General features: G+C 56.9%; 14 protein-coding genes. 8 read left to right on the top strand and 6 right to left on the bottom strand.

Annotated elements, in window-relative coordinates:
* Window positions 1-67: 67 nt before the first annotated feature.
* Window positions 68-529 carry a tRNA (N6-threonylcarbamoyladenosine(37)-N6)-methyltransferase TrmO gene (tsaA, locus tag RBB47_RS06690; protein ID WP_305984977.1) on the bottom strand — a complete coding sequence of 154 codons (462 nt, stop codon included), beginning with the start codon at window positions 527-529 and terminating at the stop codon, window positions 68-70.
* 18 nt (window positions 530-547) lie between these two features.
* Window positions 548-1,426 (bottom strand): helix-turn-helix transcriptional regulator, encoded by an 879-nt coding sequence (locus RBB47_RS06685; protein ID WP_305984976.1) that lies wholly within the window; start codon window positions 1,424-1,426, stop codon window positions 548-550.
* Between the two features lie 484 nt (window positions 1,427-1,910).
* Here RBB47_RS06685 and RBB47_RS06680 point away from each other — a divergent pair, with 484 nt between their 5' ends.
* The 8 genes from RBB47_RS06680 (at window position 1,911) to RBB47_RS06645 (ending at window position 9,989) form a co-directional block, all read left to right on the top strand.
* On the top strand, window positions 1,911-3,005 hold the full coding sequence (locus tag RBB47_RS06680; RefSeq protein ID WP_305984975.1) for an ABC transporter ATP-binding protein: 1,095 nt from the start codon (window positions 1,911-1,913) through the stop codon (window positions 3,003-3,005).
* An 82-nt stretch (window positions 3,006-3,087) separates the two neighbouring features.
* Window positions 3,088-4,188: an extracellular solute-binding protein gene (locus tag RBB47_RS06675; RefSeq protein WP_305984974.1), complete on the top strand. Its 1,101-nt coding sequence runs from the start codon at window positions 3,088-3,090 to the stop codon at window positions 4,186-4,188.
* Between the two features lie 68 nt (window positions 4,189-4,256).
* Entirely contained in the window at window positions 4,257-5,525 is a 1,269-nt protein-coding gene (locus RBB47_RS06670) for an ABC transporter permease (RefSeq protein WP_305984973.1), read from the top strand.
* Window positions 5,526-5,534: 9 nt separating this feature from the next.
* Window positions 5,535-6,389 (top strand): ABC transporter permease, encoded by an 855-nt coding sequence (locus tag RBB47_RS06665; RefSeq protein ID WP_305984972.1) that lies wholly within the window; start codon window positions 5,535-5,537, stop codon window positions 6,387-6,389.
* 201 nt (window positions 6,390-6,590) lie between these two features.
* A complete protein-coding gene (locus RBB47_RS06660) occupies window positions 6,591-7,820 on the top strand; it encodes a M24 family metallopeptidase (RefSeq protein WP_305984971.1) in 1,230 nt (409 codons plus the stop codon).
* A gap of 404 nt (window positions 7,821-8,224) precedes the next feature.
* A complete protein-coding gene (locus RBB47_RS06655) occupies window positions 8,225-8,608 on the top strand; it encodes an SH3 domain-containing protein (protein ID WP_305984970.1) in 384 nt (127 codons plus the stop codon).
* A 136-nt stretch (window positions 8,609-8,744) separates the two neighbouring features.
* Window positions 8,745-9,164: a hypothetical protein gene (locus RBB47_RS06650; protein WP_305984969.1), complete on the top strand. Its 420-nt coding sequence runs from the start codon at window positions 8,745-8,747 to the stop codon at window positions 9,162-9,164.
* 51 nt (window positions 9,165-9,215) lie between these two features.
* The gene (locus RBB47_RS06645) at window positions 9,216-9,989 is read left to right on the top strand and encodes a MinD/ParA family protein (RefSeq protein ID WP_305984968.1); all 774 of its coding nucleotides are present in this window, start codon (window positions 9,216-9,218) and stop codon (window positions 9,987-9,989) included.
* Between the two features lie 26 nt (window positions 9,990-10,015).
* Here RBB47_RS06645 and RBB47_RS06640 read toward each other — a convergent pair whose 3' ends face one another.
* From RBB47_RS06640 to RBB47_RS06625, 4 genes are all read right to left on the bottom strand, one after another.
* Window positions 10,016-11,557, bottom strand: a complete 1,542-nt coding sequence (locus RBB47_RS06640; RefSeq protein WP_305984967.1) for a serine/threonine-protein kinase — start codon at window positions 11,555-11,557, stop codon at window positions 10,016-10,018.
* Between the two features lie 45 nt (window positions 11,558-11,602).
* Window positions 11,603-13,213, bottom strand: a complete 1,611-nt coding sequence (locus RBB47_RS06635; RefSeq protein WP_305984966.1) for a sigma 54-interacting transcriptional regulator — start codon at window positions 13,211-13,213, stop codon at window positions 11,603-11,605.
* A 101-nt stretch (window positions 13,214-13,314) separates the two neighbouring features.
* Window positions 13,315-16,053, bottom strand: coding sequence for a type VI secretion system ATPase TssH (gene tssH, locus RBB47_RS06630; RefSeq protein ID WP_305984965.1), 2,739 nt, complete (start codon window positions 16,051-16,053; stop codon window positions 13,315-13,317).
* 176 nt (window positions 16,054-16,229) lie between these two features.
* The gene (locus RBB47_RS06625) at window positions 16,230-16,739 is read right to left on the bottom strand and encodes an Hcp family type VI secretion system effector (protein ID WP_305984964.1); all 510 of its coding nucleotides are present in this window, start codon (window positions 16,737-16,739) and stop codon (window positions 16,230-16,232) included.
* Window positions 16,740-17,217 lie beyond the last annotated feature (478 nt).

Raw genomic sequence — 17,217 nt, 5'->3', positions numbered from 1 at the left:
TTCCGGGTGGGTCTTGTCAAGCCGACGAAACAGAATGGGAACGTGCCTGATTGGAATGGTTGCCCGGCTACTTCGGAGCGGCCTTGGGTGTAAAGGCACAGCGGTCCGGCTTGAGATCGATCAGGGGTGTTCCGTTCAGACAGTCGAGCCCGCGAACGATCAGGTTTGCGCCGTCGACCCTGATCAGCTTGGCGCCGATGGTTCCGATCGGATTCGGTCTGACAGGCGACCTCAGGGCAAAGGTGCCGAAGGTTTTGTCGCTGTGTCCCGGGTTTTGAACCACGAGGTCCCGTCGTGACCGGTCGAGCCAGTAAAGCACCTCGATCTGGTCGTAATCTTCAATGCCCTTGAGCGCCGGTACCCAGGGCTCGAAAACCTCGATCCGGCACTCCGGCCCGTCCTGCTTGCCCTGGCGCGGACAATCCTTTCTGTCGTCCCAGGGTGTGTGAATACGTCCGATGAAATGCAGCCGGGCATCGTCTGGATCAGATGTCGGCACCATGATTTCATGCGGTCGGATGTCGCTCATCAATGTACTCCGTATGGCTCAGGCGGACAGCCAGCGGACCGTTCCAAGGCCCTGCAGATCGTAACCGCCGAGAGTTTTTGCCTTTTCCTCAAGATCAGGTTTTTGCGCGAAACCGAAAAGCGTCTGCACCGGATCGGTAAAGTAGGACTTGCGGTCGATCAGCAGGTCGAAACTTTCGTCGGCGAGCGGTAGAAATGTCAGCTTGAATTGCCGCGCCATTGCCTCGATGCCGAGCGTTGCGTCAACGTCCCCGGCGGCAACGGCGGCTGCTGCATCGCTCTCGGTATGGGCCTGGTCCTTGCTCAATTCCAGATCGGTTTCGCTCAGTCCTGCTTCACCAAGCAATCTTGCGAAAAGGAGCGCTGTCCCGGCGCCGGGCTGTCGCAAAGCCACCCGACGCCCTTCGAGATCTGCAACGGACCGGATGTCGTCGGCAGCATCGCCTGAAACCAGCAGTCCGCGTTTGCGCACAGCCCAGTTGAGAAGAACGCAGCCGGTCAGCCCGGCATTGGAGACCGCTGAAATGTTCCAGCCGTCATCTTCCGGCATATGGATACCGGCAAGCGCGGCATTTCCGGACGAGAACTGATCCAACCCGTCTCTGCTGCCGTTGCAGAGCGTTGCCAGCCCGCAGTTCGATGCTTTTATGGCCCAGTCCAGCAGCGGGTCGTGGGATCCCGCCAGCACGTTCGGCCTGTCTGCGGTAGCTGCGTCTTCCGTTCCGCCAATCCAGGAGCGAATCGCCTCGGCCGGAAACAGGAGTTTCCCGGTGATCCTGCGGTGCGGGATTTCGTTTGCGGCCGCAAGGTCGTAGACCTTGCGCTCCTTGACGCGCAAAAGATCGGCGACTTCCTTTGTCGTCAGGAAAAGCGGTTGGTGGTTTTCAGTCTCGGACAATGTGATTCCAGCCTTTTCAGGGAGCGTAACGGAGACCGGTCAAAAGGTTCAAGACAGGTGAAAGGCTTGCATTTCATCGAAGATCGCCGTGTTTTAGTCAAACGCCTCTTCACCGCAAATGCGTCCATGCGCCGCTTGAAGAGCAATTTCAGACGTTTCTGAACAAATTTGTCTCAGTTTGCGGATGCTACTTTTTCGCTAAGGTCGAGCCTGCGCCAACCGCGCTTTACCCGGGAAAGAAGATATTCCTTCCTCCCGGAGGCTTGTCTTGAGTAGATTTTCCCCAATTATACTGCGATGCAAAATATTCAGCCGCATGGTGAATAAAAAATATCCATTTTTTTTCACAAGCCCCTTTCAAAAATGCATCTTTTTTGTTTTTCTAGCCGCGGCAGTCCCGGCGAATATCTGAAAGGTGACGCGTGTTACCTGAGGAAAACGTTACGCTGTCCATAATAATGATAGAACCGGATTTGGGGACAAAATGGCGAATATAAGGGGCGCTGCTGTTAAGTATGACAGCGTTCAAAAGAGCTATGACGGGGAGTCTCTCGTCGTAAAGAACCTCAATCTAGACATTCCCCCGGGTGAGTTTCTGACAATGCTCGGTCCTTCCGGATCCGGAAAGACCACCTGCCTGATGATGCTGGCAGGCTTCGAACCGGCAACGCACGGTGAAATCTACCTGAATGACCGTCCGATCAACAATGTGCCGCCGCACAAGCGCGGCATCGGTATGGTGTTCCAGAACTACGCCCTGTTCCCGCACATGTCGGTCGCAGAAAACCTTGCGTTCCCGCTGCAGGTCAGGAACGTCCCGAAATCCGAGCAGGAACAAAAGGTTCAGCGCGCGCTGGACATGGTCGAGCTTGGGGCTTTCGGAAACCGTCGTCCCGCACAGTTGTCCGGTGGTCAGCAGCAGCGTGTCGCGGTCGCCCGCGCCCTCGTGTTCGACCCGGAACTTGTACTCATGGACGAACCGCTCGGCGCGCTCGACAAGCAGCTGCGCGAGCAGATGCAGTACGAAATCAAGCACATCCATGAAAATCTGGGCGTCACCGTCGTGTACGTGACACACGATCAGACCGAAGCGCTGACGATGTCGGATCGCGTCGCGGTCTTCAATGACGGTGTTATCCAGCAACTATCGACGCCCGATGATCTTTACGAGGATCCCCAGAACTCCTTCGTGGCCCAGTTCATCGGCGAAAACAACAAGCTGAACGGCAAGGTTCTCGGTGTTCAAGGTGAAGAGTGTCTGGTCGAGCTTGACGATGGTACACAGCTCAAGGCTGACCGGGTCAACGTGTCGGAAGTCGGTGAACGCACGACATTGTCTCTGCGTCCGGAGCGTGTCGAGTTCGATACCAACGATACCATGGACAATCTCGTCAATGGCCGTATCGAGGAATTGATCTATTTGGGAGATCACATCCGCGTTCGTATGAACGTGGCTGGAAACGACGAGTTTATCGTCAAGGTTCGCAACCGCGGAGAGAAGCGCAAGCTGCATGTCGGTGAAACAGTTCAGGTCGGCTGGGCCCTGAATGACTGTAAAGCGCTCGACGCTGTTGCCTAAATTCGTGCGGTGGCTCCACAGAGCTGCCCGCGACAACAACGGAAAGAAATCCGTTTAATCCTAAAAGAGGGAGCTAGCTCACATGAAGCTCAAAACTGTAATTCTGGCAGGCACTGCTCTGGCATTCGCCACGAGCACTGCACTTGCTACCGACCTGACGCTCGTCTCCTGGGGCGGTGCGTACCAGGCGTCCCAGAAGAATGCCTATACCGATCCTTACATTGCAGAAAATCCCGGCATTAACGTGATCTGGGACGAATCCTCCGCAGAGGCCGTTGCAAAACTGCGCGCCATGAACGAGGCAGGCAACGTGACCTGGGACCTGGTGGACGTGGTTGCTTCTGACGCGATCCGTCTTTGCGACGAAGGTCTGGCAATGGAAATCGACGCTGACGAGCTCCTTGCCGCTGCGCCTGACGGAACGCCTGCCTCTGAAGACTTCGGTGACCTTCTGGTGTCCGATTGCTTCATCCCGCAGATCGTTTATTCCACCACTTTCGGCTTCCGTTCCGACGTTGACGAATGGGGCGGAAAGGAACCGACACAGATCTGTGACGTGTTCGATCTGGAAACGTTCCCGGGCAAGCGGTCCCTGGAAAAGCGTCCGATCAACAACATGGAATGGGCTCTGCTGTGTGACGGCGTGCCGAAAGAAGAAGTCTACAACGTTCTTGAGACCGAAGAAGGTCAGGCACAGGCTCTTGCGAAGCTCGATACCATCAAGGACAACGTTGTCTGGTGGTCCGCTGGTGCTGAAACACCGCAGCTGCTCGCCGACAAGGAAGTCGTGATCGGTTCCACGTATAACGGACGTCTGTTTGCCCTGATCGAAGAGCAGAAACAGCCGGTCAAGATGCTCTGGGACGCGCAGGTGTTTGACCTTGACGGTTGGATCATTCCGACCGGTCTGCCGGAAGACCGCCTCGCAGAAGTGAAGAAACTCGTCAAATTCGCGACAGACACTCAGCGTCTTGCAGATCAGGCGAAGTTCATCTCCTACGGCCCGGCCCGTAAGTCTTCTGCGCCGCTCGTCGGTCAGCACGCAACACTCGGCATCGACATGGCTCCGCACATGCCGACCGATCCGAACAACGCGAAGAACACCTTCCTCTATAACTACGAGTGGTGGGCGGACTATCGCGACGACATCGACGCCAAGTTCCAGGCTTGGCTCGCACAGTAAGCCAATCGGCTCAGGCCCGGGCGGAAACCACCGCCCGGGCTATTTTTTGATACCCGGAAGATTGTTTCATGAGCGATACCACTGACAACGGTCAGGTTCTGACGACCCAGGACGGCAAACCGCTGAAAGCAGCGCTCAGGCGCGCCTTGCGTCGCGAAAAGCTGCGCGCGTTCCTGTTGATCGCACCCTTGCTGATTTTCGTGCTGATCACCTTTGTGGCACCGATTGTCGACATGCTGTTCCGTTCTGTCGAAAACAGTATCGTGGCTGACACGCTTCCAAAGACGGTCATCGAGCTCAACAAATGGGACTCGTCCTCAGGCGAGGCTCCTGGCGAAGAGGTTTACGCCGCGCTTTACGACGACATGCTCATCGCGGTCGATCTGAAAACGCACACCCGCCTCGGCTCCCGTCTGAACTATGAGCAAAGCGGGATCTCCAGTTTGTTCCGCAAGACCGGCCGCCGCATCAAGCGCATGGATGAGGACGGGCCTTTCAAGGACCAGTTCATCGGCGCGGACAAGAAGTGGGGTGAGGTTGAGACGTGGCAGGTTCTGCAGCAGTTTTCGCCTCGTTATACCGACGGTTATTTCCTCAACGCCTTTGACGCCCAGCGCGGTCCGGAAGGCATCGAGATGAAGCCGGAAAACGAGCAGATCTACATGTTCCTGTTCGGGCGGACCCTGTTCCTGTCGATCGTGATCACGCTCTCTTGCCTGTTGCTCGGCTACCCGATCGCCTTCCTGCTTGCGTCCCTGCCGCTTCGAACCTCCAACCTGCTCATGATCCTCGTGTTGCTGCCGTTCTGGACCAGTCTTCTGGTTCGAACCTCGGCCTGGAAGGTACTCCTTCAGCAACAGGGTGTGATCAACGACTTCCTCGTTTGGACCCGGTTGATCGATGACGCGGGACGCCTGGTTATGATCAACAACCAGACCGGCACGATCATTGCGATGACGCATATCCTGCTGCCGTTCATGATCCTGCCGCTCTATTCGGTCATGAAAACCATTTCACCCAGCTACGTGCGGGCGGCCAAAAGCCTTGGCGCGAATGACTGGACCGCCTTCTGGCGGGTCTATTTCCCGCAGAGCGTTCCGGGGATCGGCGCCGGTGCCATTCTCGTCTTCATCTTGTCGATCGGTTACTACATCACGCCTGAGCTTGTCGGCGGAACGTCCGGCATCTTCATCTCCAACCGGATCGCCTATCACATCTCGTCGTCGCTCAACTGGGGACTGGCCGCATCGCTCGGCACCCTGCTGCTCGTGGCGGTTCTTGTTCTCTTTGTTGTCTACGACAAGATCGTCGGCATCGACAACGTGAAGCTCGGATAGGAGGACGACATGAGCGCACTACCACCCTATGCGTCCCCGCTTCAAAGAACGTGGTTCTATTCGTTCCGGATCATCTGCGGGCTGATCTTCTTCTTCCTGATCTTCCCGATCCTGGTGATCCTTCCGCTCAGCTTCAATGCGCAGGACTTCTTCACCTTCACCAAGGAAATGCTGTCGTTCGATCCGGCGGGCTACTCCTTCAAGCACTACAACGACTTCTTCACCAATCCGGACTGGCAGCAGGCGCTCGTCAACTCCGTGTTGATCGCGCCGGTCGCAACGCTTTTGGCGACGGCCTTCGGAACGATCGCGGCTGTTGGCCTGTCCCAGTCGCACGTGCCATACAAGCCGGCGATCATGGCGATCCTGATCTCTCCGATGATCGTGCCGCTGATCATTTCTGCGGCAGGCATGTATTTCTTCTATTCCCGCATCGGTCTGCAGGGCACCTACTGGGGTGTCGTGCTGGCTCACGCGGCGCTGGGCACACCTTTCGTCATTATCACGGTGACCGCGACGCTGGTCGGCTTCGACCGCTCTCTCGTGCGCGCCTCCGCAAGCCTTGGTGCCAACCCGGTCACGACCTTCTTCAAGGTTCAGATGCCACTGATCGTCCCGGGCGTGGTCTCCGGTGCTCTCTTCGCGTTCATCACGTCGTTCGACGAAGTGGTCGTGGTCCTGTTCCTCGGTTCTGCCGGTCAGAAGACGCTGCCCTGGCAGATGTTCACCGGCCTGCGTGAACAGATCTCGCCGACCATCCTGGCCGTCGCCTCGCTCATGGTCGCGATATCGATCGCACTGCTGACCGTATTGGAACTCTTGCGCAGGCGCTCTGAAAGGCTTAGAGGTTTGACACCGGGCTGATATCAGCCCAGCTGCTCACGGATCGTGCCGGTGGCGGAACGCCAGTCACCGGGCGGAAGACCAGGGTCTTCCCGGTAGCAAGACATTTGGATTTTAGGCCTGGCGGGCCGGCTTCTTTTCGAAGCCGGCCCGTTTTGCGTTTTAGGCCGGGAAACTGAAAACAGGACGGAATAGGATCGCATCCAAGAAAGGAGATCTTCCATGAGCGACGACATGATCCGCATTTACGAAATGAACAATGGCGAGAAAGCCTTCTCACCGTTTTCTCCGGAAGAAATGGACCGGCGGCAGGCAAATCTGCGGCAGCTGATGGCCGAGCGCAGCATCGACGCCTGTCTCATGACCTCCTACCACAACATCTGCTATTACTCCGGCTTCCTGTATTGCTACTTCGGCCGGAAATACGGCCTTGTGATCACGCAGGACAAGGCAACAACCATCGCGGCCGGGATCGATGGCGGCCAACCCTGGCGCCGGACCCATGGCGAAACCCTGATCTATACTGATTGGCGCCGCGACAACTATTTCCATGCCATTCAGACACTGCTCGGCTGGCCCAACACCTCCGTCAAACGCATGGGCATCGAATTCGATCATGTGTCACTCGACCTGATGAAATTGCTGGAAGCTGCCTTCCCCGGCACTGAATTTGTTGATGTTGCAGCGGACGCGATGGCGCAGCGTACGATCAAGAGCGCGGAAGAACACGTCCTCATTCGGGAAGGTGCGCGGATCTGTGATGTTGGTGGAGCTGCGCTCGTGAACGCGGTGCAGGCCGGAGTTACCGAGCATGAAGTCGCGATTGCGTCCACGAACGCGATGATCCGCGAAATCGCGAATTCCTTCCCTTTCGTTGAACTGATGGACACCTGGACTTGGTTCCAGTCCGGCATAAACACCGACGGTGCTCACAACCCGGTCACCAACAAGGTCGTCGAGGCCGGAGATATTCTGAGCCTCAACTGCTTTCCGATGATCTTCGGCTACTACACAGCCCTGGAACGGACGCTTTTCTGCGAACACGCGTCTGATGAGCATCTGCGTCTTTGGGAGATCAATTGCCATGTGCACCGGGAAGGTCTCAAGTTGATTCAGCCGGGGGCGCGCTGTTGCGATATCGCATCCGAACTCAATGACATCTACCGCAGTCATGACCTCTTGAAATACCGCAGCTTCGGATACGGCCACTCCTTCGGAGTATTGAGCCACTACTATGGCCGCGAGGCGTCCGTCGAACTGCGTGAGGATGTTGAAACAGTTCTTCAGCCGGGCATGGTCGTCTCGATGGAGCCCATGATCATGATTCCGGAAGGCGATCCCGGTGCCGGCGGATACCGCGAGCACGACATCCTGATCGTGACCGAGGATGGCGCGGAAAACATTACCGGCTTCCCGTTCGGCCCGGAGCACAACATCATCCCCAAGAGATGACGATACGAATTTAACGACTATTTCGAAAAAGGGGCGGGCTGCCTTCAGCAGCCCGCCCCGTTTGCTGTTTCGGTAGAACACGCAGTCACGGCCGTTGTCGCTCACAATGGCAGGTTTCCGGCTCGGCACCGCCGCAAAACATGAGGTCGGCACCCGCCGAACTGCCTTGAGACGTCAATGGGATGAAATTGACCCCGTCGCGCTCATCATTTCTTGAATATTTGGCGTTTAGGATTTCCTGAGCCCGACTGGGCGAAGTGATGCGGCCGCAATTTTTCAGTCTTCTGAAAAGGGTGTGTTGGAAAGTGGCGGCGACAGGAATAAAATCAGCGGGAGAAGACGCTTCAACTCTATGTTTAAGTGTGTAGGTATGCTGGTTCGCAGGAAACCTTAAAAGGCGCGAGATGCCGAGATTCGTTCCATATGCCATCGTGGTCGGGTTGTTTGTTCTGGCTTTGCTGTTTTTCCAGTTCCGTGACCGGTCCTATCTGGAGGACGTTGCCCGGGCCGCCTATCCGGCGCCACCGGTTTCCCGCGTTATCCTGCCTCCCTCGCAGGAACCGCAGGGTCCCTTGCTCTATGTCAGTGGCAACAGGGTTGCCTTTCGAACGGAAGCCGGCTTGCAGGCCAATGTGATCGAACGTTTCAACAAGGGCCGTGAAGTTCGCCAGACACAGGTGAACGGCGATTGGGTGTATGTGCGCGACACGGACACCGGCAGGCAGGGGTGGATTTCAGGGCGGTATCTCAGCCCGACCAATCCGACCGGGGTGACAGCATCGAACTGAAGTCCACACAGCCGAGTGCACGGAGGTCCGAAGTGGCAACTGCCTTTCACAATTCCCTTGGGCCGTCCGGCAAGGCATGCTTTAACCCGCCAAGCTGTTATGCCGGACAGTTGATACCCGTTGCTGGAGATCTTGCATGTCATCATCGCAATCAATGAATCCCGCCGTGGCCAGCCTGGCGAGGACATGCGAGGCGATCGCCAACGGCCGTTTTGACGATGTCGAGGAGCTGTACGGAGTGATTACCGACGACAGCGTTGACGCCGACATTAGAGCACTTGCCGAAACATTCTCCGGCATGGTGGTGCAGGTTGAAGCGCGCGAGTTTCATTCAAGCCAGTTGATCGAGGAGTTGACAGAGACCAAACGGCAGCTCGAATTGGCCGAGGCGAAACTGCGCAAGGAAAACGCGGAGCTGAAGACCCGGCTCGACAAGTTTGAGGTGACCTACGACGAAAAGCAGGCGGAGATGGAAGTTCAGGAAGTCACCGACACCGATTACTTCCGCTCGCTGCAATCCCGGGCAAAGGACCTCAGATCCAAATACAAGTCGTGAAGCCCTGGGTCCTGACCCCAGAACACCGAATAGATCACTCGGAACAGCAACTTGACCAAGATAATTTCCACGCACTCCTATCGTGGCGGAACGGGAAAATCCAACGTTACCGCAAATATCGCGTCTGCCCTTGCAATGAGGGGGCACCGCGTCGGCATTGTGGATACGGATATTCAGTCCCCGGGCATTCACACGCTCTTCAAGGTTGATCTGAACAGCGTGACGCACACGCTCAACAACTATCTTTGGGGCCATTGTGCCGTCACGGACACGGCGCTGGACGTGACCGCCAATGTGATCGACGCTGCGGGCAATCCCGTGGTGCCGGACGGAGGGCGGGTCTTCCTTGTGCCGTCTTCGATCAAGACGGGTGAAATCGCACGTATCCTGAAAGAAAAATACGATGTGGAGGATCTGAACCGGGGTTTCGTCGACCTCTGCGGCGGCCTCGATCTGGATTACCTGCTGATTGACACCCATCCGGGCGTCAACGAGGAAACGTTGCTGTCCATCGCAATCTCGGACACGCTCCTTTTAATTCTGCGTCCGGACATCCAGGACTATCAGGGAACAGCTGTCACACTGGAACTGGCGCGCAAGCTGGAGGTTCCGCAGCTGTTTCTGGTCGTCAACAAGGCGCTTGAGACATTTGATTTCAACGACCTGTCACAACGGATCTTTTCAAACTACCGGACCCCGGTCGCCGCCGTTCTGCCGCTCTCCACCGATCTCATTCAGATCGGCAGCACCGGACTGATCCGCACGCTTCAGCCCGATCACATTTTCACACGAGCAATCGAAACCATTGTCGATTCAGTTGAATAAGCCCTGAGGGCGTTTCCGAAAATCTGTTACTGCTCCGGTTGCTCTTCAAACAGACCGGCAAGGAAACTGTCGACGTCGGGCAGCCGCTGCTGCCGGTCAAACTCCAGTGCGCTGCGGAGAGTGGCCCAGGCCTGCGGCTCGAGACCTTCCATGGGTTCCGGTTGAAGACCTTCCCTGGCGGCTTCGTCGATGGGGCGGGAGTTGAACGGATGCCGGCCCGACAGGATCTGGTAGGCGACGCACCCGAGTGCAAACACGTCATCACGCGGATCGCGCGGCGCACGTTCAAACTGCTCGGGGCTTGCATAGGTGGTGGTCAAGCTGTCCTGAATGGGATGGTTGGCGCTGGCGCTGGCTGCTGCAGCCAGGCCGAAATCCAGAAGCTTGATCGTCCCGTCCTGCAACAAAAAGATGTTCCCCGGTTTCAGGTCAGAGTGAACGACGCCCTGGCTGTGGGCGTAGCTCAGGCCGGCACAGGTTCCTTTGAGGATGCGTGCACATTCTCCCGGAGACAGCGGCAGACCCATGGTCTGCCCGAGCCGCCGGTCCAGGGGAATTCCGTTCAAGAGTTCCATGACGATGAAGACGTCTGCCTTGTCGCGGTCGAAATCATAAACGGTGGTGATGTTGGGGTGGGCGAGCGACTGCGATTTGCGCGCTTCTGCCTCAAGCAAACGAAGGGCTTCTGAATCGTTGTAGAAGCTTTCGTTCAGAAGCTTCACGGCGACATAAGGTTGATCGTGGCCTGCTTCCAGCCGGCGGCGATCGACGGCCGAATAAACGTATCCCATGCCGCCGCGACCGATTTCCGTATCGAGAATGAACCTGTCCCTCAGGATCGACCCGACACCTGCTCTTTTGACATCCGGTACGGCCAGTTTGTTGATGTCCAGTCCGTCGGTCTGTCGCCCACTCGAGGCGCGCCGGGCATCGGAACGGAACCGTGCGCTTCTGAAGTCGGTCAGAAACTTGTCGAGCTTGCCTTCGTCGGCCGGGCGAGACTGGGGCTGATCCGCGTCGTTGCGCTTGCTGCGGAAATCCGAGTAACCGGATACGAGCGACGTCAGGATCGCATCGTCGACCTTGCCGCGCATGTCGTCTCCGGCTTCGGCAGGTTCATTGGTCAGGAAGGGCAACGGGGGAAGCGTGACTTGAGGTTCGGGCGCGGGCGCGTCGACATCATTTCCAGGAGAAGAGGCATCATCTTCGTGCCAGTCCGGTGCGATCGCATGGGGCAGTGTTGGCTCCTCGAAACCGTCCGCATCGAGGTTCATGGGCGCGGTGCGATCCGCATCGTCAACCGGATCGGCAGCAGCCGGACTTAGCGGCGCCGTGTTCACAGCTTCTGCTGGCGCGTTCGGGAGCAGGTTCAGAAGAATCTGGCCGAGGTCCTGCGGCAGGCGCCCTTCCTCGACAAATGCTCCAATTGCCTGATGAGCTTCATGCAGGGCGTCTTGCGAGCGGACAGCCTCAGTGCGCAGCTGTTTGGACAGTTTTTCATAGGAAAGACGGCCCGACACGAAGTCGTTGATCATCGCGCGTACGGCTGTTGCACTTTCTGTCGACAAGAAGCGTGTGCCCTCTGTCTCAATGGCGCCGACGGTTCCATCGGCTCAAGGGCGTTCGAAACCATCCGGACGGGTAATGTTGTACCGGTTGAGTTTATCTATAATCGTCCGGCGACTAACATTCAGTATGCGCGCAGCATTTGTTTTGTTCCAGTTTGCTTCGCGCATTTTTGCTTCTATCACCATGGCTTCGTATTGACCGACAATGGTCTTCAGATCGCCTTCCGGAATGAGCGTCGGGACACGATTGTTGAGTTCGTGCTGCGTTCCGGCCAGTTCCGGCGGCAAATGCGTCAGCTCGATGGGGTATCCGTCCTCGGCCATCAGCCGCGCCCGGTCGAGAATGTTCTTTAATTCCCGGACATTGCCGGGATATCCCCAGCACATCAGCGCTTCGAGCGCTTCTGAAGAGAGAACGGGAACTTGCGTACCGGATTCGGCGGCGGCCGCCCTGAGGAAGAAATCGATCAGAAGCGGAATGTCCGAAGGGCGTTCTCTGAGCGGTGGCAGGTTGATCGGAAAAACGTTCAGCCGGTAAAAAAGATCCTGGCGGAATTCACCGGCCTCGATTTTTTCTTCCAGATTGATGTTCGTCGCTCCAACGATGCGCACATCCACCTTTTCCGTTCTGGTAGAGCCGACGCGCCGGACCTCGCCTTCCTGCAGCAGACGCAGGACCTTGGCCTGAAGCGCCAGCGGCATGTCGCCGATCTCGTCCAGAAAAAGGGTCCCGTTATTCGCCTCATGGGCAAGACCCTGCTTGTTGACGTTAGCACCGGTGAAGGCACCTTTGACATGACCGAAAAGCTCGCTTTCCAAAAGCGCTTCGGGAAGTGCGGCGCAGTTCTGGACGACAAAGGGTTTGTCAGCGCGGTCGCTCGACATGTGGATGAAGCTGGCCATCATCTCCTTGCCGGTGCCTGTTTCACCGCGCACGAGAATCGGAACCGTTGAACGCGCTGCCTTTCCGACCAGCTTGATGGCGTGTTCGATCGGAGGGCTCTCGCCGATCAGGCCCTTCGGGCGCTGCGCCACCACCTTCTTCTTGGGTTCTTCCTTGCGCATCTGCTTTGGAAGCTCCGCCAGATAACGGTCGAATTGCCGTTTCAGCCGCGTGTTGTCTTCCACGAGCCGGGAGTTCCACATGTAGATCGCCGCAAGCGAGGCAAGGCTTTTCAATTCCTTCAAGGGCTCTTCTGCAACGGCGTCAATTGCCTTTTGAGACGCTCCCGGATTGATGATTTGCAGGATTCCGATCGTTCGATTGGCCTGGATGGTCAGAGGCAGGATCACCAGCGACTGGGTCTTGAGGCCGCCCAATTTGTCCTCTTCCCGGATACGCTCGAAATCGTAACCGATGACCTTGTTGATGTCGGCAAGGTTAAGTGCCGTACCGGTGGAGACAACGAAGGCAGCCGGTTCCTGCATGTTCGGCAGCTTGTCCGGACCGTAGAGAATAACTTGCTTGCCGGTCGGCATGGCCTTTATGTAGCCGCGATGCCGCGAACAGGCGCGGTGAAGCGTCTGTCCGAAAGTGTCGAGCGTGAAGATCGACGCCTCCTCGGCATCCGTCAGGTCCAGGGCGGACTCAACGACCTGGTCCATCACCGCTTCGACTTTGACGCCCGCGGTGATCGCTGCCGTCAGTTCAATCAAGTCTCCTAGTATCATTGCCTCAAAGACCGTCTTTCTTGGACAGGAGACCCGAGACGGAGGCGCTGCGGCAGCACCGTCTCAAGGATGTGGCAACGGGTTGTTCAGGAGAGGGCATAGCTGAACGTGCCGCCTTCTCCCAAGCCGATTTCAACCGTTGTGAAGTCAGCGTCTTCCGCACCCATCTGTGTCAGAAGCTCTGTTGAAAGCTCCGGCAGAACGGTACGGTTGATAATGTGGTCGATGTTGCGGGCGCCGGTTTCCACCTCTGTACAGCGCGCAGCAATCGACTGCACCACTTCGTCGGTATAGCGGAGCTCCAGCTTCTGATTCTCGCGAAGCCGTTTGCCGATCTTGTTCAGCTTCAGGCGCACGATTTTCTCCAGCGGTTCGCCGATAAGCGGATAGAAGGGCACGATCTGCATGCGCGCGAGGAGCGCCGGCTTGAAGTGCGCGCTCAAGATCGGACGGCAACCGGCAACAAGTTCATCGACGTTCGGTTTCGTCGGCAGACTGCCCATTTCAGTGAGAACGTCTGTCGCAAGGTTGCTTGTCAGAACGACGATCGTGTTCTTGAAGTCAATCAGGCGGCCCTCTCCATCCGATAGCATGCCCTTGTCGAAGACCTGGTAAAACAGGTTCATGACCTCAAGGTCGGCTTTTTCGACCTCGTCGAGCAGCACCACAGAGTAGGGACGCTGGCGGACCGCTTCGGTCAGAACACCACCTTCACCGTAGCCGACATATCCTGGAGGCGAGCCCACCAGCTTGGAAACCGTGTGCTTTTCCTGGAATTCGGACATGTTGATGGAAATCAGGAAACGTTCTCCGCCGAACAACTGGTCCGCAATTGCCGTTGCAAGTTCCGTCTTACCGACACCTGAGGGGCCGACGAACAGGAAAACGCCCATCGGCGCATCGGGGTTCTGGACACCCGCCTTGGCAGTACGCAGGGCCTGGTCAACCGCCTCGATGGCATGATCCTGACCAATGACGCGGCCTTTCAGATTGTTGCCAAGCGCCAGAATGGATTCAGCATCATCCTGAACCATGCGGCCGAGCGGAACACCGGTCCAGTCGGATATGACCTGCCCGACTGCTTCTTCCGTAACTTCAAAGGAGATCAGCGGATCGCCTTCCTGAACGGTCTTCAGATCGGCAGCGATCTTTGCATAGTCTTCCGGGCTGATCGCAGCGGCGTCATCGGCCGATTCGACTGCCGTTTCCCCCTCCGCTCCGGCGTCCTCGGATACCTCACCGTCGTCCGCTTCCGCATCTGTATCTTCAGGCGCAACGTCGTCTTCCAGGCTCAGACCGAGTTCATGACGGATCTTGAGCAGTTGTTCGACAAGCTCTTTCTCCCGGTTCCATCGGTCGGAGAGCGTGTTGATCGCAGTCTCTTCTGCCGCGACTTCAGCTTCGATTTCCGAGACCTCAAGGTCATGAGACGCAAAGTCGGCTTCATGATCGCGTTTGAGAGAGTCGAGTTCGCGCTGCAGTTCCCCGAGCCGCTTTTCCTTAAGCTCGATGACGAACGGTTTGGAAGACAGAGACAGCTTCACGCGGGCGCAAGCCGTATCAAGGACATCCACCGCCTTGTCCGGCAGTTGCCGTCCCGAAATGTAGCGCGCCCCGAGCTTGGCAGCTGCGACAACCGCATCGTCCCGGATATAGACGCCGTGGTTCTTCTCGTAGGCCCCGCGCAGACCGCGCATGATGGTGATCGCCTGTTCCGGGCTCGGTTCGTCCAGCTTGATCAGCTGGAAACGGCGCTCCAGGGCCGGGTCCTTCTCGATGTATTTCTTGTATTCACTCCACGTCGTTGCCGCGATAGTCCGAAGTTCGCCGCGCGCGAGCGCCGGTTTCAGAAGGTTCGCAGCATCAGCCCCTCCGGCCGATCCGCCGGCACCGATCAGCATGTGGGCTTCGTCGATGAACAGAATAATGGGTTTTGCAGACGATTTGACTTCGTCGATGATGCCTTTGAGGCGATTTTCGAACTCGCCTTTCACACCAGCGCCTGCCTGAAGCATGCCGAGATCCAGACCGATTAGCTCGACATTCTTGAGCATGTCCGGAACGTCGTTTTCAGCGATCTTGCGGGCTAGGCCCTCGACCACTGCGGTCTTACCGACGCCAGGTTCACCGACGCAGATCGGGTTGTTCTTGCGGCGGCGTCCGAGCACATCGATCATCTGCTGGATCTCGCGGTCGCGGCAGAACACCTGGTCGATTTTTCCATCGCGCGCGAGCTGAGTGAAATTGGTGCAGAACCTTGCGAGCGCGCTGTCCGGATCCATTCCCGGGGCAACGGACCGGCTCGCGGCGCCCTCTTCACCCGACGGAAGCGCAGCCAGTCCGGCCGTGGTCTCCTCGGACTGGTCGATAATGTCGCGGAAATTCTTCTTCAGCTCGACAAATGACATGGCGTCGAGGAGGCTGAGCCAGCGATCGTCCCCGAATCGGTTGGGCTTGGCGAAGATCGTTGCCAGCAGGCTGCCGGAGCGAACCTGGTCCAGCTCCAGTTCCACGGAACTGACCAGCCATGCATCCGAAATCCATTCGATCAACAGCGGCGAAAAGGCCGGACGGCCCTGATTTCCGCGTTTCAGGCTTTCCAGCGTTGAGTCCAGAGCCTTCTTGAGCGGTGCCGGGTCAATCTCGAAATACCGGCAGGCGCTTTGCAGGTCGTGCTGAGCACTGTCCGTGAAAACATGCAGGAGGTGTTCAATCGTGACCTCGTAGTGACCACGTGTCACTGCAAGCCCGGCGGCAGCTTCAAGGGAACGTCGGCAATAGGTATTGAGACGTCCAATTAGTCGGCGAAGATCGAGATCAATCAAGAGCTGGCCCCATCTGCAAGTTGTTCGATTATCGTGATTTAGCTAATACGATATCATGACAAGAGTACTATGCAGGCATAGTTCTCCGCGTCCCGTTAAAAAAATCTGTAAAACTAAAAAAAGAGCCGTCCCGGAGTTCCGGAACGACCCTCTTATTTCAGAAATTTCGACGGCTATTAAGATGTCGCGCGGTAATCGTCGGATGCGCTGGTGCCTGCCACTTCGTGGGTCCATTCACACTTGCGGTAGGTGAAGGAGAACTCGTCGAGGTCGCCACGGGACGCATTGGCTTCGTCGTTGACGTCCTTGATCATGGTCTTGCCGTCAACGAGGACCGCGTCTTCGTACTTGATCGTGTAGTAGTGCTCCTGAACGCCAGTTGTCGCCGTGCGCCAGAAGTGAACTTCGATTTCCAGGGCTTCACCGGTGGCCAGTGCCTGCCACAAAAGAGCGGTTGCCTTGTCGACCGGCTTCTGGAAGGTCGTCGGCATGTGACGGCGGGCGGCGATCACGGTACCGGACTGCGGATCACGCGGAACAACGGCGTTCTGTTCGAAGGCGTAGACCAGGCAAGTGCTTTCCTTGCCTTCCTGCCACAGGTTGCCGATGCTGTCTGCGGTGGTTGCGTCAGCTGAGATGTCGCCCTGGGTGGCACCTTTGATGGTCATGTATGCGATATTGGACATTTTGAACTCCTCGGCTTTTTTTGTTCGTAAGAACTCTCGTTCGCTGTCTAGGACGCCCTTGGTTTTGTGATTGGCGCCGATGCCAAGGGAATTGCAACGGGCGTGCCAGTTTTGGGAAATTTAAAATAATCACATGAATTCAACACACTAAGTGACAATATTAACCTCTGTTAATATATGACACTGCGCAGTTTTCTTCACACTTCTGTGTAGAGTGCGCAATAAATCCCGTGTCTGACGTGTGATTTAGGTCACAAATTTTTCATCTTCAGAGCAATTCACTTGCGAAAATGGCCAATGTGGTGCTGAAAACGCGTAAATTCATAGTTTATACAAAGTAAATAAGGCTTGCTGTGCAGAATTCGGTGAATTGACCCCTCGCTGAGTGCAACCCACGTTGGGCATATCAAGACAGCCGGATGTCAAGTTTTGTAGAAGCGTAACGAAATTCCTGCAAAACTTGCGTTTGCAATGCGCA

The sequence above is a fragment of the Roseibium sp. MMSF_3544 genome (assembly GCF_030732845.1).
In the GTDB taxonomy this organism is placed as follows: Bacteria; Pseudomonadota; Alphaproteobacteria; order Rhizobiales; family Stappiaceae; genus Roseibium.
Note: the sequence above shows the minus strand (reverse complement) of the source record. Positions and strands in the feature narration are given on the sequence as shown.

Coding starts and splice junctions, on each gene's coding strand:
- RBB47_RS06675 (WP_305984974.1), top strand. CDS start 3,088: ATGAAGCTCAAAACTGTAATTCTGGCAGGCACTGCTCTGGCATTCGCC.
- RBB47_RS06670 (WP_305984973.1), top strand. CDS start 4,257: ATGAGCGATACCACTGACAACGGTCAGGTTCTGACGACCCAGGACGGC.
- RBB47_RS06650 (WP_305984969.1), top strand. CDS start 8,745: ATGTCATCATCGCAATCAATGAATCCCGCCGTGGCCAGCCTGGCGAGG.
- RBB47_RS06655 (WP_305984970.1), top strand. CDS start 8,225: ATGCCGAGATTCGTTCCATATGCCATCGTGGTCGGGTTGTTTGTTCTG.
- RBB47_RS06625 (WP_305984964.1), bottom strand. CDS start 16,739: ATGTCCAATATCGCATACATGACCATCAAAGGTGCCACCCAGGGCGAC.
- RBB47_RS06660 (WP_305984971.1), top strand. CDS start 6,591: ATGAGCGACGACATGATCCGCATTTACGAAATGAACAATGGCGAGAAA.
- RBB47_RS06680 (WP_305984975.1), top strand. CDS start 1,911: ATGGCGAATATAAGGGGCGCTGCTGTTAAGTATGACAGCGTTCAAAAG.
- tsaA (WP_305984977.1), bottom strand. CDS start 529: ATGAGCGACATCCGACCGCATGAAATCATGGTGCCGACATCTGATCCA.
- RBB47_RS06665 (WP_305984972.1), top strand. CDS start 5,535: ATGAGCGCACTACCACCCTATGCGTCCCCGCTTCAAAGAACGTGGTTC.